This is a genomic window from Lentzea aerocolonigenes (assembly GCF_000955955.1).
Classification (GTDB): domain Bacteria; phylum Actinomycetota; class Actinomycetes; order Mycobacteriales; family Pseudonocardiaceae; genus Lentzea; species Lentzea aerocolonigenes_A.
Window position 1 is genome coordinate 1 of the sequence record NZ_JYJG01000127.1, and the last position, 18,899, is coordinate 18,899.

The 18,899-nt window shown below is 68.8% G+C and carries 19 protein-coding genes and 1 tRNA gene; 15 read left to right on the plus strand and 5 right to left on the minus strand.

The annotated features are described in order from the left end of the window. Positions 1-137: 137 nt before the first annotated feature. The gene (locus UK23_RS19430; protein WP_030466274.1) at positions 138-563 is read right to left on the minus strand and encodes an SsgA family sporulation/cell division regulator; all 426 of its coding nucleotides are present in this window, start codon (positions 561-563) and stop codon (positions 138-140) included. Between the two features lie 256 nt (positions 564-819). Here UK23_RS19430 and UK23_RS19435 point away from each other — a divergent pair, with 256 nt between their 5' ends. From UK23_RS19435 to UK23_RS19450, 4 genes are all read left to right on the plus strand, one after another. Continuing rightward, entirely contained in the window at positions 820-1,440 is a 621-nt protein-coding gene (locus UK23_RS19435; RefSeq protein WP_045313004.1) for an RNA polymerase sigma factor, read from the plus strand. Continuing rightward, positions 1,437-2,219: an anti-sigma factor gene (locus UK23_RS19440; RefSeq protein WP_045312989.1), complete on the plus strand. Its 783-nt coding sequence runs from the start codon at positions 1,437-1,439 to the stop codon at positions 2,217-2,219. Before UK23_RS19435 ends, UK23_RS19440 begins: the two co-directional genes overlap by 4 nt. A gap of 22 nt (positions 2,220-2,241) precedes the next feature. Beyond that, positions 2,242-2,664: a TIGR02611 family protein gene (locus UK23_RS19445; RefSeq protein WP_045312990.1), complete on the plus strand. Its 423-nt coding sequence runs from the start codon at positions 2,242-2,244 to the stop codon at positions 2,662-2,664. 53 nt (positions 2,665-2,717) lie between these two features. Beyond that, positions 2,718-2,789: transfer RNA gene (locus tag UK23_RS19450), tRNA-Val, on the plus strand. Between the two features lie 203 nt (positions 2,790-2,992). Here UK23_RS19450 and UK23_RS19455 read toward each other — a convergent pair. Then, positions 2,993-3,829, minus strand: coding sequence for a patatin-like phospholipase family protein (locus UK23_RS19455; protein WP_052684818.1), 837 nt, complete (start codon positions 3,827-3,829; stop codon positions 2,993-2,995). Positions 3,830-3,928: 99 nt separating this feature from the next. Between UK23_RS19455 and UK23_RS19460 the strand changes: the two genes are divergently transcribed. Continuing rightward, positions 3,929-4,807, plus strand: coding sequence for a helix-turn-helix transcriptional regulator (locus tag UK23_RS19460; protein ID WP_045312991.1), 879 nt, complete (start codon positions 3,929-3,931; stop codon positions 4,805-4,807). A 74-nt stretch (positions 4,808-4,881) separates the two neighbouring features. On the opposite strand, the gene UK23_RS19465 is transcribed toward UK23_RS19460, so the two are convergent. Further along, positions 4,882-5,523 carry a M15 family metallopeptidase gene (locus UK23_RS19465; RefSeq protein ID WP_231114581.1) on the minus strand — a complete coding sequence of 214 codons (642 nt, stop codon included), beginning with the start codon at positions 5,521-5,523 and terminating at the stop codon, positions 4,882-4,884. Positions 5,524-5,907: 384 nt separating this feature from the next. On the opposite strand from UK23_RS19465, the gene UK23_RS19470 reads away from it, so the two are divergent. The 3 genes from UK23_RS19470 (at position 5,908) to UK23_RS19480 (ending at position 7,420) form a co-directional block, all read left to right on the plus strand. Continuing rightward, positions 5,908-6,258 carry a hypothetical protein gene (locus UK23_RS19470; RefSeq protein ID WP_045312993.1) on the plus strand — a complete coding sequence of 117 codons (351 nt, stop codon included), beginning with the start codon at positions 5,908-5,910 and terminating at the stop codon, positions 6,256-6,258. 71 nt (positions 6,259-6,329) lie between these two features. Further along, positions 6,330-6,761, plus strand: coding sequence for an NUDIX hydrolase (locus tag UK23_RS19475; protein ID WP_419503893.1), 432 nt, complete (start codon positions 6,330-6,332; stop codon positions 6,759-6,761). A 140-nt stretch (positions 6,762-6,901) separates the two neighbouring features. Next, the gene (locus tag UK23_RS19480) at positions 6,902-7,420 is read left to right on the plus strand and encodes an RICIN domain-containing protein (RefSeq protein WP_196777794.1); all 519 of its coding nucleotides are present in this window, start codon (positions 6,902-6,904) and stop codon (positions 7,418-7,420) included. 71 nt (positions 7,421-7,491) lie between these two features. Here the strand turns inward: UK23_RS19480 and UK23_RS51720 are convergent, their stop codons facing one another. After that, the gene (locus UK23_RS51720; protein ID WP_156213235.1) at positions 7,492-7,734 is read right to left on the minus strand and encodes a hypothetical protein; all 243 of its coding nucleotides are present in this window, start codon (positions 7,732-7,734) and stop codon (positions 7,492-7,494) included. 225 nt (positions 7,735-7,959) lie between these two features. Between UK23_RS51720 and UK23_RS19485 the strand changes: the two genes are divergently transcribed. The 3 genes from UK23_RS19485 (at position 7,960) to UK23_RS19495 (ending at position 10,385) form a co-directional block, all read left to right on the plus strand. Next, positions 7,960-8,613, plus strand: a complete 654-nt coding sequence (locus tag UK23_RS19485) for a response regulator (RefSeq protein ID WP_045312996.1) — start codon at positions 7,960-7,962, stop codon at positions 8,611-8,613. Continuing rightward, positions 8,610-9,725, plus strand: coding sequence for a sensor histidine kinase (locus tag UK23_RS19490; protein WP_045312997.1), 1,116 nt, complete (start codon positions 8,610-8,612; stop codon positions 9,723-9,725). Before UK23_RS19485 ends, UK23_RS19490 begins: the two co-directional genes overlap by 4 nt. 123 nt (positions 9,726-9,848) lie before the next feature. Then, positions 9,849-10,385 (plus strand): DUF2076 domain-containing protein, encoded by a 537-nt coding sequence (locus UK23_RS19495; protein ID WP_045312998.1) that lies wholly within the window; start codon positions 9,849-9,851, stop codon positions 10,383-10,385. A gap of 54 nt (positions 10,386-10,439) precedes the next feature. On the opposite strand, the gene UK23_RS19500 is transcribed toward UK23_RS19495, so the two are convergent. Next, positions 10,440-12,101 (minus strand): ABC transporter ATP-binding protein, encoded by a 1,662-nt coding sequence (locus UK23_RS19500; RefSeq protein WP_231114582.1) that lies wholly within the window; start codon positions 12,099-12,101, stop codon positions 10,440-10,442. 369 nt (positions 12,102-12,470) lie between these two features. On the opposite strand from UK23_RS19500, the gene UK23_RS19505 reads away from it, so the two are divergent. The 4 genes from UK23_RS19505 (at position 12,471) to UK23_RS19520 (ending at position 18,713) form a co-directional block, all read left to right on the plus strand. After that, positions 12,471-13,511 carry a sporulation protein gene (locus UK23_RS19505; RefSeq protein WP_045313000.1) on the plus strand — a complete coding sequence of 347 codons (1,041 nt, stop codon included), beginning with the start codon at positions 12,471-12,473 and terminating at the stop codon, positions 13,509-13,511. Positions 13,512-13,640: 129 nt separating this feature from the next. After that, complete coding sequence (locus UK23_RS19510; RefSeq protein ID WP_045313001.1) at positions 13,641-14,882, plus strand: DUF418 domain-containing protein; 1,242 nt, start codon at positions 13,641-13,643, stop codon at positions 14,880-14,882. 55 nt (positions 14,883-14,937) lie between these two features. Then, a complete protein-coding gene (locus tag UK23_RS19515) occupies positions 14,938-16,236 on the plus strand; it encodes an alpha/beta hydrolase (protein WP_045313002.1) in 1,299 nt (432 codons plus the stop codon). Between the two features lie 29 nt (positions 16,237-16,265). Beyond that, complete coding sequence (locus UK23_RS19520) at positions 16,266-18,713, plus strand: phosphatidylglycerol lysyltransferase domain-containing protein (RefSeq protein WP_156213236.1); 2,448 nt, start codon at positions 16,266-16,268, stop codon at positions 18,711-18,713. The last annotated feature ends 186 nt before the right edge of the window (positions 18,714-18,899 follow it).

The following is an 18,899-nucleotide window of genomic DNA, read 5'->3' on the forward strand; positions in this document are numbered from 1 at the left end:
GGTGATGCGCTACCAACTGCGCTACATCCGCGTTCATCACTGACTTCATGATGTTGAAACGAAGCTTATACGAGGGGTTCAAGCGGGTTTCACCGGGGTACCCGCACCGCCTTCGCGGGCCCCCTACCTCGGATTATTCAGCTCAGGTCGTTCGAGATGAGGTGCGTGAGCGCCTCGTCGACGTTGACCCACAGGTGCTCGTTGCCCGGCACGACGACGTCGTAGGTCCGGTCGAGGAAGTCGGCGAGCTCCTGGGCGGAGGCCTCGAACATGGCGTGCCCGGACGGCGAGCTCAGCTCGATCACGACGACCTCGGGGTCGTCGGCGGCGGGCCGGATCCGGACGTCGCCGTCGCCGGCGTCGGCGATGAGGCCGTCAGCGAGCAGGTCGCGGGCGAACACCCACTCGACCCAACCGGCGCGGCCGGTGCGGAACGCGGCCACGACCGCGTACGGGTCCTTCGTGTCGTATCGCAGCTCCACTTGGACCGGAACCGCAGGGGTCCTCGGCGCCAGCAGGTCGAAGACCGCTGTCGAGCGGAGCGTCACGTGGTCGTTGCGCATCGTCGTTACCCTCTTCTCCCTTCCCGGTCAATGAAACGACCGAGCACCTTAGTTGTGACGTGCATGTGGCGAGGAACGCTCGCGAATCGGACGCAGATCACCCCATCGGGTCAGCTTGACTGCGCACCGCGACCGTTTGCACGCGCTCCGTGGCCTCCTCGCTCGTCAGCCCGCGTTCAGCGACTCCCATCTTGCTGGGTCTAACCTGAACCCGGTACCGGCTGTTGCGCGAATGTTGGACGTGAGGACATCTCTGGTGGCTGACTCGCCCGGCTCATCCGACGCGTCTCGCGACGGCCGGCCGACCGATTTCGAGCTCGTGCAAAGGCTCGCACAGGGCGATCGGTCGGCGTTCGGTGAGCTGTACGACAGGTACGGCACGCCAGCATATTCGCTGGCCAGACGCATCTGCGTGGACCCGGACCTGGCAGAGGACGTCGTCCAGGAAGCCTTCCTCGCGCTCTGGCGGCACCCCGCCAGATTCGACCCCACGCGCGGAAGTTTCGGCACCTGGCTGATGACTCTCGTCCACCACCGCGCAGTGGATGCCGTCCGTAAGGAGAACACGCAGCGTCGTCGGACTGTTCCCCTCACCGACGACATCTCACCTCCAACGGAGGGTTCCGATCACGAAGCGTTGGTGAGCGTGGTGGGCGCCGAGGTCAGGGCCGCCCTGCGGACGTTGCCGGAAGAGCAGCGCCAAGTCATCGCGCTGGCCTATCTGGGTGGCTACACGCAGTGCGAAGTCGCGAAGCTGACAGGCGTACCACTGGGGACTGTGAAATCGCGCACGTTCGCGGCGATCAGACGTCTCAGAGGCACGTTGGGGAACTTGTGGGCCGGCGAGACCGGCGAAACGACAGGAGCAAACCGGTGAACGGCGAACTGTGCCCTCACGAGGAGCTCGCGGTCGGCTGGGCGATGCACTCCCTGGAGCCGGACGAGGAAGCAGTGGTCCGCGACCACCTGCCGGACTGCCCCACCTGCCAGCGCACGGTGCGGGCGACGCAAGAGGTCCTCGCGGGCATCGGCGGCGCCGTCCGCCAGGAGCAGCCACCGCCCCGCCTGCGCGCGAGGCTGATGGAAGAGATCGAGCACATCCCGCAGGACGTGCCCACCCCGCACCGCGCCCGCCACGCGGCCCCCACTCCCCTGCGCCCGCAGCACCGCCGCCACACCGGCCGCATCCTGCTGGCCGCCGCGGCAGCCCTCGCCGTCCTTGCGGGCGGCGGCTACCTGGGCGTGCGCGTGAACCAGCTGTCCAGCCAGGTCACGGCGTCGCAGTCCCGCGTAGACGACCTGAACAAGGCCCTGGGCCTGGCCGCCGACCCGTCCACGAACAGGGCGATCATGCGCAACGACTCCGGCGACGAGGTGGCCATCGTCCTCTCGAACCCGGACTCCGGCGCCGTGATGCCGATGAACCTCAAGCCGAACGACTCCGGTCACATTTACGTGGTTTGGGGTGCGAGTACGAAAGCGCCGGTACCGTTGGCGGTGTTCGACGTGCGCGCGGGCTCGACCGACCCGCAACTGCTCAACTGGGGAGCCGACGCGCACAAGCACACCAAGTTCGCGGTGTCGCTCGAACCCGGCCGGTCCGCACCCCCGAATCCCTCGGACGTGCTGGCAGGAGGCCAGGTTGCACCCGCCTGAGTCCCAACAGGATGATCGACACATGACGAAGCCCGACGTGAAGCCCGACGAGCACAAGGGCTGGCGCCACTGGTTCCACCGCAACCCGGCGCTGAACCTGGCCTACCGCATCGGCGTGGGCGTGCTCGGCGGCCTGGTGCTCATCGCGGGCATCATCATGATCCCGTACCCGGGCCCTGGCTGGCTGGTGGTCTTCGCAGGCCTCGCCATCCTCGCCACGGAGTTCGAGTGGGCGGGCCGCGTGCTGAAGTTCGTCAAGCGCTACTACGACCGCTGGGTCGAGTGGCTGAAGCGCCAGCCGGGCTGGGTCCGCGCCCTGGTGATGGCGGGCGTCTGCCTCATCGTCCTGGCAACCGTCTACCTCCTCAACGTGTTCGCCCTGGTCGGCGGCTGGTTCGGCGTGGAGTGGAGCTGGTTGCAGAGCCCGATTTTTGGTTCTCGTTGATGATGTTGTAGGCTATGGCCACACCGCGAGAGCGGGGCAGCACAACAGAACACGGGCGTTTAGCTCAGCGGGAGAGCGCTTCGTTCACACCGAAGAGGTCACTGGTTCGATCCCAGTATCGCCCATTTCAGCCGGAGAGCCCCTGACCTGCCAAGGTCAGGGGCTCTCCGGCTTTTCGCGCACGCCAAAAACTCCCGAAATAGGCCTGCGGTAGCCGAAACAGTAGCCAAACGGGGTTTTAGGGGTCAGTCGTCCTCCTCGTCCAACATCGGCAGGAATAGACAGTGCGGGCCTTCCGGCTTCGCGACAGTGAGCCGCGGGAGGAACATCACCCCCGCCACCACTCCCCCAGGTCCGCAGCGAGGTCTTCCGCCTGCTTCGCACCCGCCGCGATCGCGGCGTCGATGAAGCTCGCGTCGATGAGGTCGGCCGGCTTGGTGATGAACGAGTCGGAGATGACCACACGAACGCTGTGGCCGCGCTCGGTGAGGATCGCCTCCTCGCGGGCGATGCTGGGAGACGGGATCGGTGCCACGATCAGCACTCGGCCCGGGCCGTTGCCCACGAGCAGGTCGGCATTGGTGCCGGAACGGACACCGCCGTCCACCCAGACGGAGTCGCCGACCGTCACCGGGGGCGCGATGCCGGGCGCGGCAGTGGAACAAGCCACCGCGACGGGCAGCGGGATGCCGTCTCGCGCACTCCATTCGCGCGCGGTCCCGGTGCTCGTGTCGACGGCGAAGACGCCCAGTCGGCCGGGCCACCGTCCCTGTGGCAGGGCGGCGTTCCACAACGCTTCTGCCTGCTCGGCGGAGATGGGCGGCATCGCGGCGAGCGCGGACTGACCGATGGCGCGCGGGTCGTTCGCCACGGCCATGCGTTGCGGCAGGGCCATGTCCGCTCCTTTGGACCGAGCGTGCCAGGCCGCCCGCTCACGCATGCGTTCCGGGATCGTGGAAAGGCCTTCGGGGTGCATCGTCAGCCAGGAACCGACGACGGCACCGGCTGAGGTACCCAGCACCACGTCGGCTTCGGGGAGCGGAACCCCTGCGGACACGAGGCCGTGGACCAGCGTCGCTGCCCACGACGCGCCGACTGGCCCGCCGCCGCCCAGCACCACCGCGCGACGCGAGGTCCCGTCGTTGCGAGAAGTGTCCTGGTTCATGAGCGTGGCCCTTTTCCGCGGTCTCTTCGACTTTTTCGGTCTGCCGAAGTCGAGGATAAGGTGGTTCTCCGCTGGCGAATGGTGTTTCGGAGACGGGCGATGGGCAAAATCGGACATGAATCGATCTTCAGACTGCCCTACCGCGCCGGCGTAGGCGTGCCACCCGGGATCGAGGTGCTCGACTTCCCGCAGCTTCTGGCCAGGGCGCGCTCACACGGCGTCGACCCGTACGCGCTCAGGCGACCTGACTTCCACGTGTTGATCGCGGTGCTGTCCGGAACCGTGCACTGCTCACTGGACTTCGCCGACCACGTGCTGCGTCCGGGTGACTGGCTCTGGGTGCGGCCAGGACAGGTCCAGCGCTACGACTCGCCTCTGGACGCGGTCGAGGGGCGAATCGTGCTGTTCCTGCCCGGATTCCTCGACCAGGCCACGGCCGATCAGGCGGGTGTGGACCGAGGCGTGTGGCGGCTCGCCTCGTCACCGGCGGATGCGGGGCAGGGCAGTCTGAGACTGCTGCTCGACCTGCTGGAACACGAGTACGCGCTCTGGGACGGAACGCAGACGGAACGCCACGCCCAGGTGCTGCGGCACCTGCTCGCCGCGCTCGTGTTGCGCTTGGCTGTCGTGCACGGCGCAGACCCGGAGCAAGCCGCGGGAGGAGAGGCATTTCTGCGCTTCCAGTCCGCCGTCGAGCAGGATTTCATCCGCAGCCACCGCGTGGAGGACTACGCCGCCAGGCTCGGGTACAGCGTGCGCACCCTGACCAGGGCCTGCCAGGCGGGAGCAGGCGTCGGGGCCAAGGGCTACCTCGACGACCGCGTCCTGCTGGAGGCGAAACGCCTGCTCGTGCACACGGACCTGCCCGCGGGCACGATCGGGCAGCGGCTCGGTTTCGCGGAGGCGACGGTGTTCACGAAGTTCTTCCGCCGCCGCACAGGCCTCACCCCGACAGGTTTTCGCGCGGCCGGTACCTGACGGGCCTCAGCCCGTGCAGGCTGCACCCGCGCACACCCGATCCGTTCTGAGCCGCCGCACCCCGCAGGTCGGTGTCAGGGCTTCTCGAAGTGCTGGTAGTCGATCGGAGTCTCCCAGAAGCCGCCCCAGGTCCAGCCGCGAGTGGTGAACGCCTGGTCGGTGGCATCGCCCGCGTGGATCATGCCGGGCACGTTCTGGGTGCGGTCGACGTAGGGCGCGCCGTTGGGCGGGTAGACCGTGCCGCTGCGGGAGATGTAGGGGTTCTGCACGGTGTTGATGTCGATGGCACGCCCGTAGGAGTGGTTGGACCAGGCGGTGCCACCGGTGATCGGCCGGCAGTTGAACGCCGAGGTGTTGTTCGCCGCCATCGACGCGTCGTCGTCGGAGTTGTACTTCTCCACGGTCTCCATCCGCTGGATGGGGAAGCGGCCGAAGTACAGGTCGGCGAAGACGTGGGCGACCTCCGTGGCGCGATCGGCGTTGACGATCAGTTCGCCGCGGTGCACCGCTCCGTCGAAGCCCACGAAGTTCAGGCTGATCAGCCGCAGCTGATCGGGCCCGACGGGGCAGCCTTCCCGCCAGCTGGAAGCGAGCCGCTTCGCGGTGACCGGCTTGATGACGGCGACGTAGGGCGGGAGGCCGCTACCGGCCGGCGCGGCGAGTTCCACGGTCTGGGCGGTGGTGGCGGACGCCGGCGTGATTCCGGCCAGGACCACGGACAGAGTGAACGTGATGAGCGCCAAAACTCTGGTTGCCGATTTCAAAGAACTTCCTCTCGATCTCCGGGCCACGTATGAGAAGCAGCCCATCGACGGCAATCGCCGGTGGACTGATTCCGGCCCTTCACCCCCAGCTGCGTGAAGACGCCCTCTGGGTTCGACCCTGCCAGCAGTGCGCGAACAACGTCAACTTCGCTGACACGTTTCGACCTTCCCCGAAACGTCCGGGCCGGCGTTCACCCGCAAGCGCACCACCGAGGTGAGCCTGAACCTGAAGATCTTCGAAACTACCAGCGATCAGCGGCTTCCCGCCGCCTCCGCCTGTGTCCAGCCGATCTGCAGATCTTGAATGGTGATCTGCTCAGATGAATGATGCCGTCCATGGACGGTCTCCTGGACGAACCGGTGACGTTGCAGATGTCCGCACGGATCTGGGCGGGCATCGATGCCGGAGTCGACAACGTCGTGTCTCTTGCCGCTCAGGACGGCGACGAGCAGGTCATGTACATCGGGCAAACCATTCGACAGGCCGGCTGGGACCAGGTTCCGTGGGTGAACGGGGACTGGCCGCCCATGAACCAGATCATCTCCATCCGGTTGACACGCGCTCAATGGCGGTTCGCCGCCGATGAAGCCCGCAAGAGCATTGCCGTGTACGAAGAACTCCACGACGACGAGTCGGCCCAGTTGAGCCGAGACGCACTCGCCGTCATCGAAGCTGCTGCCTTGTGACGCCCATGGCTCCGCTTCCGATCCGTGACCGCGCAGGCAACACGTTGGTGGCGTTTCGTGTCGTCACCGACGTGGAGTTGGAGCGCCTGGACGATCAGGTGGCCGTTCCGGCGGCCGTGGTCGTGGTCGAGCACGCGGGTGGCGTGCTCATGATGTTCGACAGTTGGCGAAAGCAGTGGGAGCTCCCGGGAGGAGCACGCGAGCCGGGCGAGACATCGCGTCAGGCCGCGGTCCGGGAGCTGCGCGAGGAAACTGGCATCCACGGAGTGGAACCGGAGGGCGTCGCGGTAGCCGAGTTCGATCTCACGAACCCGGACCGGCACGAACTCCTCGCCATCTACCGCGTCCGGCTCCAGGCCGTACCCCGCCTGCTGGTCAACGACGAGGCGCTCGGCTTCCTTTGGTGGCCACCGCCGAACCCCGTCGGTGAGGACATGAACCCGCTCGACGCCGAGATCGCCAGACGCGTCATCCGCGGAGTGGTACTACGGCAACAGGTATGACGAGGATGACCGTCCACTCGGCTGGTGGGAGGCCAAGAGCCACATTCGCTGGACAGCGGCGCTGCAACAGTTCAACGTTTCTGCAACGTCCGCGACCTAGGTTTCGACCCACACCGTTCCGAAATCTGTGGGGAAGCACCATGCGAGTACGCAAGTTGATGGCGACGCTGGGCGCCGCCATGTCCGTCGCCGCGACCGCGACCGGGTCTGTCGAAGCAGCGGAGCCCGTGCACACGATGAACCTGGGACCCGAGATCATCCTGGCGAACTCCGAGCCCGGCGGATGTCTCGATCTGCCGTCCAAGCAGTTCGGCACCCGGCCCGTGGTGGCGGTCTGCGACCAGCCCGGCAACAACAGCCAGAAGTGGATGCGCACCGGCGAGGGCGGCGAGCCCTATTTCAACATCTACAGCTGGATCGGTGCCGGCTGCATGGACGTCGGTCCCGCGCCCGCGCACAACGTCGTGATGTCGCCGTGCAACACCACGACGAGCACGAGCCAGCGGTGGTCCATCCAGAACCGCCTCGAGATCGGCGCCCAGCTGCGCAACAACGCCACCGGCACTTGCCTGGACTACGGCGCGCGTGGGAACCCTGTCGTGCTCACGCCCTGCTCGGTCGCGTCACACAGCCAGAGGTGGGACTCGTTCTTGTACTAGGCCGCACAGCACGGAAAACGCTCGGCCGGGGATCTCCCGGCCGAGCGTTTTTCGTTGCGCAGTCTCAGTGATCAGCCGAGTACGCGGGATCTGGACTGTCGGTGAGGTAGGCCCGGCAGAAGTGGGCTTCGCCGGATTGCCGCCGGGATCTGCGGACGCGCCCAGGTCCCACGGGCTGCCGTACCGCTCCTTACCTGTTCGGACCGCACTCGCCCGTAGTTGCCGTCGCGGTCGATCGCCTTGCCGTTGTGGTGCAGGTACTGGTCGGGCACGTAGCTCGCGGTCACGATCGCCGAGAGGTTGCTGAAGAACATCTCCACGAGGTCCGCTGCCAGCTTTCGGACCGGCCTGGCTCAGCGTTGAACGGTGTGTCCTCGCTCGGCCGTGCTTGCGGCCCTGCCACGCCCGCGCAGGACACCAGCCGATCGGATGGTGAGAACCCGCCAGTCGGCGGACGGTGTCTGCCAGGTTCCGGATGGCGGACCCGCACCCGAGTTGGCGAGACTGTGGGGCGTGCAGGATCCGAAGAGGAGCGTGACGTGATTCGAGTGGTCGTCGTGGACGACGAGGAGCTGGTGCGGACCGGCTTCCGCCTCATTCTTCAGGCGGCAGGGGACATCGAGGTCGTCGCGACGCCGACCGGTGGGCAGGCGGTGCGTGAGATCAGTCTGCAGAAGCCCGACGTCGTGCTGCTCGACATCCGCATGCCGGACGTGGACGGCCTCACCATCCTGCGCCAGTTGCAGGGCCTGAAGAACCCGCCCGTGGTCGCGATGCTCACGACGTTCGACTCGGACGAGTACATCGCCATGGCGCTGCGGTCGGGCGCGGCCGGGTTCATCCTCAAGGACACCGGGCCCGAACAGCTCGCGCAGATGGTGCGCACGCTGGTCAGCGGCGGTGTGGTCCTGTCCCCCAAGGTCACCCGCACCGTCGTCGACGGCTACCTCGGTTCCGGTGCGAGCACGGACGCGTCCCAACAGGTCAGCCTGCTGACCGAGCGCGAACGCGCGGTGCTCGTGCTGATCGCCGAAGGACTGTCCAACACCGACATCGGGGCTCGCATCCACGTCAGCGTCGGCACGGTGAAGGACCACGTCAGCGCGATCCTCACCAAGCTCCGCGTGGGCAGCAGGGTGCAGGCCGCGCTGGTGGCGCAACGGGCCGGTCTGCTCGAAGACACGCGGTCATGACGCCGAGAGTCCAGCCCAGGCTCGTCGACGCCGTGGTGATCGTGCTCACGGCGGTCGAGGCGGTGCTGACCGTGATCACCGAACCCTCGCCGGTCGCGTTCGCACCGGTGGTGCTCGCCGCGCTCGCGCTCCTGGTGCGCGACCGCTGGCCGCTGCCCGTCTTCCTGGCGACCCTGCCCGCCGTCGTGTTCCCCGGTGCCATCGTCCCGGCGATCGTCGCGCTGTACGCGGTGTCCTCCCGGTACCGCGACTGGTGGCTGCTCGCGGGCTGCGGACTGCTCGCCGCGGTCAGTTTCGTGTTCCCGATGTCCGCCTTCGCTCCGTCCATCTGGGACAGCGACGTGATGCTCGGCCTCATCTACTTCACGATGACGGCGGTCGCCCCGATCCTGCTCGGCCAGTTCGTGCACAGCCAGCGCGAACTGGCGTTGCGGCTGCAGGAGGTCGAGGAAGCCAGGGAACACGAACGGCGGCTCGACGCCCAGGCGATCCTGGCCCAGGAACGCAACCAGCTCGCCCGCGAGATGCACGACGTCGTCTCCCACCAGGTCAGCCTGATCGCCGTACAGGCAGCGGCGCTCCAGGTCAGCACCACGGACCCGAACGCCAAGCAGGCAGCCGGGAACGTGCGGCAGCTGTCCGTGAACACGCTCGACGAGCTGCGCCACATGGTGAACCTGCTGCGCGCGTCCGGCACCCCGGCCACCGAGCTCACCCCGCAGCCCACGCTGACCGACCTCGACCGGCTCATCGGCAACAGCGCGATCGACGCACAGCTCGTCGGCAGCGCCCCGGACGGCCTCGAGCCACCGGTGCAGCGCGCCATCTACCGCACCATCCAGGAAGCGCTCACCAACGTGCGCAAGCACGCACCTGGTGCCAGCGCCACCATCGACATCGACCACAGCGACACGGATCTGACCGTCACCGTCACCAACACGCCACCCACCCGGCCGCACCTCGCGCTGCCCAGCGCGCGCCACGGGCTCATCGGGCTGCAGGAGCGGGCGACGCTGCTCGACGGTCAGATCCACGCCGGTCCCACCTCCGACGGCGGCTTCCGGCTGCGGCTGCGGCTTCCGCTCACGACCGCGGGCGCGACACGCGGCTGAACAACTGACACCCCGCCGACCGGCTGACCATCGCCAGTCAGTCGGCGGGGTGTTCGGGCCAGGTCACCGGTGTTCGCGGGTGTCGTCGCGCGTCGACCATGGTGCTGACCAAAGGAGAGCACCATGGACCACCAAGACCGTGAACTGATCCTCGGCCTGGCGAACCGGCTGCGGCAGGCACCTCCGGTACTTCAGGACCGGGAGGCCGCCGAGCTGATCGCGCAGCAGATCGCATGCCAGCCGAACGCGGTCTATCTGCTCGTCCAAGCCGTTCTGCTGCAGGAGGAAGCACTGCGGCAGGCCCAGGCGCGGTCCGGCGCGACGGGCACGGCTCAGGCGAACGCCGGCTTCGCGCCCAACCCCGCCTTCGCGCCTCAGCCCGGCTACGGAACCAACGCCGGCTACGCGCAGAATCCGGCTTTCGCGAATCCGGCCTTCACTCAGCAGCACTCCGGCTACGGACACGACCCGCACACGGGTCCTGGCGCGCGTGGCGGCTTCATGAAGACGGCTGCGGCCGCGGCAGCGGGCGTCGCCGGCGGCGCGCTGCTGGTCGCGGGCGCGAACGAACTGTTCAGCGACAACCAGCCCCAGGCGAACCAGGCCCAGTCCCAGGAGAGCGGCGAGGACGAAGGCGGTTTCAGCTTCGACCTGTTCTGAGGCCACAACGCCGGCCGGTCCAGCTGACACGCTGGACCGGCCGGCGGCACTACCTCACTCGCCGGTGAGCAGCTGGGTGGCGGCGAAGTCGGCGTACAGGGAATCACCAGCGACGAGCTCGTCGTGAGTGCCGGCCGCACGCACTGTTCCGTTGTCCACCACCACGATCCGGTCGGCCTGCGTCACCGTGGACAACCTGTGCGCCACCACGAGAACGGTCATCGTCTTCGCCGCGGCCGTGACCACGTCGCGGATCGCCATCTCGTTCGCGGCGTCGAGCTGCGAGGTGATCTCGTCGAGCAGCAGGAGGCGGGGACGGCGGATCAGCGCACGAGCAAGCGCCACCCGCTGCCTCTCACCACCGGACAGGAAGTTGCCGCGATGCCCGACCGCCGTGTCCAGCCCTTCGGGAAGGCGCTCGACGAGCGAGTCCAGCCGGGTCTGCGCCACGGCGTCGCGGATCTCCTCTTCGGTGGCGTCCGGCCGGCCGTAGACCAGGTTGTCGCGCAACGTGCCCGACAGCAGGGGTGCGTCCTGTTCGACGTACCCGATGCCGGCGCGCAGGCTCGCCAGGTCCCAGTCCGCGAGGTCGCGGCCGTCCAGCAGGATCCGGCCGGCCGACGGCTCGTGGAACCGCTCGACCAACGCGAAGAGCGTGGACTTCCCCGCACCAGAAGGACCGACGAACGCGGTCATTCCGGTTGCCGGAACGTCGACGCTGATACCGCGCAGAACCTCGGGCAGCTCCGGGCCGTAGCGGAAGCGGACGTCCTCGAAGACAAGCCGGGCCCCGTCCTTCGCAGCGGCCGCCGCGTGGATGACGGCAGCTTCGGCCGGCTCGGACTGCATCTCCTCGACCTCGGACAGGCGGCGCACCGCTGCCAGCCCGACGGACAGCCTGCTGCCCGCGTGCAGCAACTGCCCGATCGGTTCGTTCAGGTAGAACAGGAACAACAGGAAAGCCACCAAAGTGGACAGTGAGATGGCTCCTGTCGCGACCCGCGCGCCACCGATGCCGAGCACGGCGAGGAAGGCCGCCTGGATCGCCAGGGTGTTGGACCCGTGCACCAGTGACTCCCAGCGCGCGGACCGGAGTCCGGCACGCCACGCGTCCTCTGCACCCCGTTCGATCGCGGCGATCTCCCTGGGCTCCGCACCTTCCGCCTTCACCGTCCGGAACGCGCCGAGCGCGCGCTCCAGCCGCGAACCCGTGTCTCCGACGGCAACCTGGGCGGCCCGCGATGCCTTCTCGATCATGGGTAGGCCGGCGCCCGCGAGCAGGCCGACCACGGCGAGCACGGCCAGGGTGACGCCGAGCAGGGCGAGATCCATCACGCCCATCATGACGACCATCACCACGGTCGTGACCGCACCGGTGACCAGCCCGACGAGCGCGCTGGTGCACACCTCGCGCAGCAACGTCGTGTCGCTGGTGAAGCGGGACAGCAGGTCTCCCGGCTCCGCGCGTTGCACGGCGGGCACGCGCAACGAGAGCAGTTTCCTGGTGAGCTTCTTGCGCGCCACCAGCACGACCGACTCCGCCGCGCGTTCGAGCAGGTAGTCACCGACCATCGCGATCGCGGCACCGGCGAGCGCGAGGCCGACCAGCAGCGCCAGCAAGCCGGTGATCGCGCCACCGGTGCCCAGCCGGTCCACGAGCGCCTTCGCCGCGAGCGGCTGGGCCGCCGCGGCGAGGCCTCCGAGCAAGGTGAGCATTCCTCCGAAGAGGACAGTGCGCCGATGTGGCCGCACGTACCTCAGCAGAGTTCTCCAGGCCGGGCGATCGATCGGGGTGCGCACGGGAACAGCTCCGTCTTCTCTGGTCGTTGAACTGTCTCGATCCTCGGTCCGCGACGCTGCCCGCGACATCGGCGAACCGGCCGGACGACCCAGCCGGCCGGATGGTCCTGCCCGCCGACCGGCGGGGTCGGAACCAGCCGGGTAGCGAGTCCTTCCAGACGCCCGGCAGCTGCGCAGACGGGGCCAGAACCGCAAGACTCTCGTTGGCGCACATGAAGTTCCTCGGACATCACGAGCCCGGGAACAGACCTGATTCCACACCGTCCCCCAGAAGGAGACAGTCCAATGTTCAAGCGGATGCTGAGTGCCTTCGGCGTCGGCGGCCCGTCCGTCGACACCGTCCTGGACTCGCCGCACGCCGTACCCGGCCAGGCGATCACCGGCCAGGTGCGCATCCAGGGCGGCAGCGCGGACGCCGAGATCGGTCAGGTCGTGCTGTCCCTCGTCACCCAGGTCGAGGTCGCCGGCGGCTTCGCGTTCAACGGTGGAAACGACGAGCGCGGCAGCGTCCAGGAGTTCTACCGGATGGTCGTGCAACAGGGCGTGCGGGTGCCCGCGGGCCAGCTGGTCGCGATCCCGTTCCAGCTGCAGATCCCTTGGGAGACCCCGGTCACCGCGGTCGGCGGCTCACCGTTGCCGAGGCTGAGCGTGGGTGTGCGGACCGAGCTCCTGATCGCCGGCGCCCCGGACAAGGGCGACCTCGACCCGCTGCTCGTCAACCCGCTGCCCTCGCAGAACAAGGTGCTGGACGCGTTCGGTCAGCTCGGGTTCTCCTTCCGCAGCACCGACGTCGAAGCCGGCCACCTCCCCGGCGTGCCGCAGGAGCTGGGCTTCCACCAGGAACTCGAGTTCTTCCCGCCCGCCCAGTTCGTGGGCCGGATGAACCAGGTCGAGCTGACGTTCGTGGCGAACCAGCACGATCTGTACGTCGTGCTGGAGGCCGACAAGCGCAGCGGCGCGTTCTCCTCCGGCGGCGACACGTCCGGCCTGCTCCGGGTGTCCCATCAGGAAGCGATGGTCACCGACTGGGCGGCGGCGATCAGCGGCTGGCTCGCGCAGGCCGCCGAGCGCGGTCACGCGAACCCGGCCTTCGGCGGGCAACCCGGCGGCTACAACCCGGCCTTCGGCGGCCAGTCCGGCTACGGCCGCCACGACGACCGCCACGACCAGCACGGGCAGCAGTACGGTCAACAGAACGGCCAGCAGCGCGGAGCCGGCATGGGCGGCATGCTCGCCGCCGGTGCGGCCGGCGTCGCGGGTGGCGTGCTCGGCGGCATGGCTCTCGGTGGGATGGCTGACGAGTTCTTCGGCGACGACGAGGGCTGACCGGCGCGGGCCTCGCGGCTCAACGGCACGACTGCAGCCGATCGGCGGGGTGACCTCCAGCCGACTGGCGGGTGGTTCCGGACCCTCGGCAGATGGTCGCGACGGGGTGCGCACCGCGACGCTTGCCGCATGGCAATCGCAGAACACGTCGAGGCGACCCGGCAACCGTCGATCGCCAGGCTCGCGGGAATCGACTTCGCCCGCGGTCTGGCGGTTTTCGGCATGTTCGCCGCGCACGTCGGCCCCACTCCCGAGGTCGGGGGCCCGCTCGGAGCCCTGATGGAGCTCGCCAACGGACGTGCGTCCGCGTTGTTCGCGACACTGGCCGGTCTGTCCCTCGCGATCATGTCCGGCCGCGCGGAACCCGCCACCGGGCTCGCCGGACGACGGGCTCGCGCCAAGATCACGATTCGCGCGGTGATCCTGTTCCTGTTCGGCACGCTGCTGACGATGACCGGCACCAGCGTGGTCGTCATCCTGGCGTACTACGGCCTGTTCTTCCTGCTGGCACTGCCTTTCACCCGGCTCAGGGCGGTTCCGCTCGCGATCCTCGCCGCGGTGTGGGCGATCGCGGGCCCGGTGCTGTCCTTCGTGGTGCGCGACTGGCTGACCAGCACCGGCCTGGCCCGGACCCTCATCGCGCACGACCCGATCAGGATGATCGGCGGCGAAAGTGCCGTGCAGTTCTTCCTCACCGGTGGCTACCCGGTGCTGACCTGGATGCCGTTCGTGTTCGCCGGCATGGCACTCGGGCGCCTCGACCTCACCGCCGTCGCGACCAGGATTCGCCTGGCAATCATCGGCCCGGTGCTCGCCGTGGCCGGCTACGGCGGATCGTGGCTCCTGGTGCGGCTCGTCCCCGGCGCGAACTTCCCGCCGCGGCTCGGCGGCCCCAAGGCCGGTGACATCGCCAAGGGCGGCGACTTCCCCAAGGGCGGCGACATGCCTGCTTCCGGTGGCGTGCCGAACATCTCCGAGCTCACCGAGAACGGTGAGCCGATGGGCGCGGTCCCCACGGACTCGGCACTGCGGCTGCTCGGTTCCGAGTCGCACAGCGGTGTCCCGTTCGAGATCGTCGGCGCGGTCGGCGTGGCGATCATCGCGCTGGTGGGATCGCTCTTCCTCGCCGAGAAGCTGCCCAAGTGGTGCCTGCCGGTGACGGCGGTCGGATCGATGTCGCTGACCGCGTACGTGCTGCACGTGATCGCCATCGACGCGACCGGCTCGCAGCCGGGAGCTCCGGTGTACGTCCTGCTCGCGTTCATCGCAGGAGTGGTCGCGTTCGCACTGGTGTGGTCGCGGTTCTTCCGCCGCGGGCCGCTCGAGTTCCTGCTCGGCAAGGCCACCGCGGTGGCGCAGAAGCTCAAATAGATGTCCACTGAGGACATTGCCGTCCAGACGCACCCCAAGGCAGGAACGGAACACCATGCTCAGCCCACTGGACCTGTCGCTGATCCACGGGCCGATTCCCATCACCGCGACCGTTGCCGGTGTGCTCGCGCTGGTCACCCTGGCAGTCCGGAAGAACCGTTCGTGGTGGACCCGAGTCGTGCCAGTGTTGGCGCTGGCGTGCGTGGTGGCGGTGGCCCTGCTGAAGTTCGTGGTCGACCACGTGTGGAAACCGTGGCCGGAGCCGCTTCCCGGCGTCCTCGCCGTGTGGGCGGGCGCGGTGCTGCTCGCGGTGTGCCTGGCAGTCGCGCGGCTGCGTGCCGGACGGTGGTACTCGCGGGTCCTGAGCGTGCTGCTGGTGCTGGTCGTGACGGCGAGCGCGGTGACGGCGGCGAACGCGTACTTCGGCTTCTACCCCACGTCGCGGGCGGCGCTCGAGGTGTTCACGAACAACCGGGTGGACCTCGACGAGGCGGCGAAGCCGGCGTCGAGCGTGGTCGAGGTGCCCGCGGGCGGCAAGCTCGCCGATGTCTGGCGCAAGCCCGCGGACCTGCCCGGCAAGGGCACGGTGTCCGAGGCGGGGATCCCCGGCGTGTTCAAGGCGCGCAAGGCGTGGATCTACCTGCCGCCCGCCTACGCCGCGACGCCACGCCCGCGCCTGCCGGTCGTGGTGCTGCTCGCCGGGCAGCCGGGGTCGCCGCGCGACTGGTTCGACGCGGGCCGGCTCCCGGAGCGCCTGGACGCCTTCGCACGGGAGCACGACGGGCTGGCGCCGGTCGTGGTGGTGGCCGACCAGCTCGGCGCGCGGGCGGCGAACCCGCTGTGCCTGGACTCGAAACTGGGACAGTCGGAGACCTATCTCGCCCGTGAGGTCCCCGCCTGGATCAAGCAGCGGCTGACCGTGGACGAACGCCGTGAGTCCTGGACCATCGCGGGCCTCTCCCAGGGCGGCACGTGCGCTCTGCAGCTCGCCGTGCGCGCGCCGGACGTGTACGGCAACTTCATCGACCTCACCGGTCAGCGCGAACCCGCGCTCGGCTCCCGCGCCCAGACGGTCAAGGCCGCGTTCGGCGGGGACGAGGCGGCGTTCACACGCGTCAACCCGATGGACATCCTTGCCCGCGAACGGTTTCCGCAGACCGCCGGCGTGATCGTGGCCGGTCGGGACGACGTCCACTACCGCCAGGCCGACGCCGAGGTGTTCGAGGCCTGCCGCAGGGCCGGTGTGGACGTGCAGTGGAAGGAACTGCCGGGAGCACACGACTGGAACGTGTGGCGGCCGGGCCTTTACGACTCCCTGCCGTGGCTCGCCGCACGAACGGGCCTGAGCAGATGACCCGCAATGACCATCAGGAAACGAGAATGATGAGCACACAAGTGGACCGGATCATCCGACCGATCGGCCGACTGTTCCGGACGGCTCCGCTGACCTGTGTCTTCCTCATCGCGTTCTGGACGATCGGCGCGCTGACCGGTGCGCTCGGCGGTCCGAACGACGACTTGCTCGCCCACATCGGCTTCGGCACCGACAGTCCGTTGTGGACGGCGTTCTCCTCGGCGCTGTGGGCCATGGATCTCACCGGTTACGTCGTGACCACCGTGCTGCTGCTCGTCTTCGGCGCGCTGGCCGAACGCGAGCTCGGCGCCCTGCGCACCGCGGCGATCTTCCTGGTCTCCCACGTGGCCGGGGTGTTCCTGGGCTACGGGGTGGTGCTGCTCGGCGGCGCCCTGCACTGGTTCTGGCTCGAGTCGCTCACGGGTGCGGTCGCGGCCGGCCCGTCGATCGGCGGGGTGGGGCTCGCGCTGGCGCTGACGTTCCGCATGCCGGTGTTGTGGCGGCGCCGCGTCCGGCTCATGACGGCCCTGTCGCTGGTCGTGCTCACGTTGTACTCCGGCTGGCTGGAGGACCTGCTGCGGCTGACCGGTGGCGTGGCCGGACTGCTGATCGGCGCGTTCTTCCTGCGCCGCGACGAGGCCCGCACGCCGGGAACCCGGGCGGAGACCAGGGTTCTCGTCGCCCTGCTGGTGGCGGCGTCGGCACTCGGACCGGTGGTGGCGATGATGTCGCCGTTCCCGAACGGCCCGCTGTCGTGGTTCTCCGACGTGGTGGCCGTCGCCCAGCCGGCGCAGGACGACGTGGATCTCGCCTGCGCCTCTGACGGGGCCGAGCAGTGCCGCACGATGCTGATCCAGTTGTCCTACGGGCGGTTCCCGGCGCTGGTGATGTCGCTGCTGCCGGCGTTGCTGCTGCTGGTGCTCGCGGAAGGGCTGCGACGCGGGCGGCGGTTCGCGTGGTGGGCGGCACTGGGTTCCACCGCGGCGTACGCGGCTGTCACCGGGTGGTACGTCGCGGAAGCCGCGCGGTTCCCGGACAACGGCGAGCTGGAAGCCGGTTTCTCCTACGGCGTGCCCATCCTGGCGCCACTCGTCATCGCCGTCGTGCTGTTGCTGACCCGCAAGCACTTCACCGTGAAACTGCCCCGGCACGCGATCCGGAAGTTCTGGCGGTTCACCCTGGGCAGCATCGGTCTGCTGTCCGCGCTGTACGTGCTCGGCGGCTACCTGGTCCGCGACCAGTTCTCGCCGGTGCCGGGCTTCGCGCAGTTGCTCGCGGACCTGCCCACGCGGTTCCTGCCGCCGGGCTACCTCGGCGCGGTGCCGTTGCGGTTCAAGGCAGACGGGTTCGTCGCCACGGTGCTGTTCGAGTACACCGGCGTGGTGTTCTGGCTGATCGTGCTGGCGGGTCTGCTGATGGCCTCGTGGCGCGCGTGGCCGTCGTCGTCGGAGCAGGAAGCTGCGCAGGCCCGCGAGCTGATGCGGCGGCACGGCGGTTCGTCGTTGGCGTACATGACCACGTGGCGCGGCAACGAGTACTGGTTCACCCCGGACGGCGAGACGGTGATCGCGTACCGGGTGGTGGCCACGATCGCGCTGACCGTCGGCGACCCGATCGGCCCCGCACGGGTCGACGCCGTGCGGGGGTTCGCCGAGTTCTGCCAGGAGAACGGCTGGACGCCGTGCCTCTACAGCATCACCGCCGGGACTCGGGACGAGGTCGCCTCGCTCGGCTGGCCGGCGGTGCAGGTCGCGGAGGACACCGTGATCGAACTGGAGACGCTCGCGTTCACCGGCAAGAAGTGGCAGGACGTCCGGACAGCGTTGAACAAGGCAGCGAAGGAAGGCATCACCGCCGAGTGGTGCACCTACGCCGACGCGCCGTACGCGATCACCGACCAGATCCGGTCGATCTCGACGGAATGGGTGGCGGACAAGGGTTTGCCGGAGATGGGCTTCACCCTCGGTGGCCTCGAGGAACTCACCGGCGACGGCGTGCGCTGCCTGCTCGCCATCGACGCCGACCGCACCGTGCACGGCATCACAAGCTGGCTGCCGGTCTACGCCGACGGCGAGGTCGTGGGGTACACGCTCGACTTCATGCGCCGCCGTGCCAACGGTTTCCGCGGCACCATGGAGTTCCTGATCGCCTCGGCCGCGCTGGAGCTGAAGACCGAGGGAGTCCGGTTCCTCAGCCTGTCGGGCGCACCGCTGGCCCGGCTGGACCGCGGTGAACGTCCTCGCCTGCTGCAGCGGGTGCTGGACGTCACCGGACAGGTGATGGAACCGGTGTACGGGTTCCGCTCGCTGTTCGCGTTCAAGGCGAAGTTCCAGCCGACGTACCGGCCGATGTACATGGCCTACCCGGACGCGGCCGCACTGCCGCGCATCGCCAACGCCGTGAGCCGGGCCTATCTGCCCCACGTCACCGCACGACAGGGCCTGCGCCTCACCGCCAAGCTGGCCGGCCGCTCCTGACCGGCCACAGTGGACCGAACCGGTCGGCTCGGGAGATCCGGCCGACCGGCGGGGTCCGTACCGACACCTGACGGATGTCCGGTGACCCGGCCGCACCGAGACAGTGTTCGTGTGAAACAGATGCCACCATCACCGGACACCTCACCCGCGCCGGAGGCATCGCCTCCGGAGACGTCAGCTCCCTCG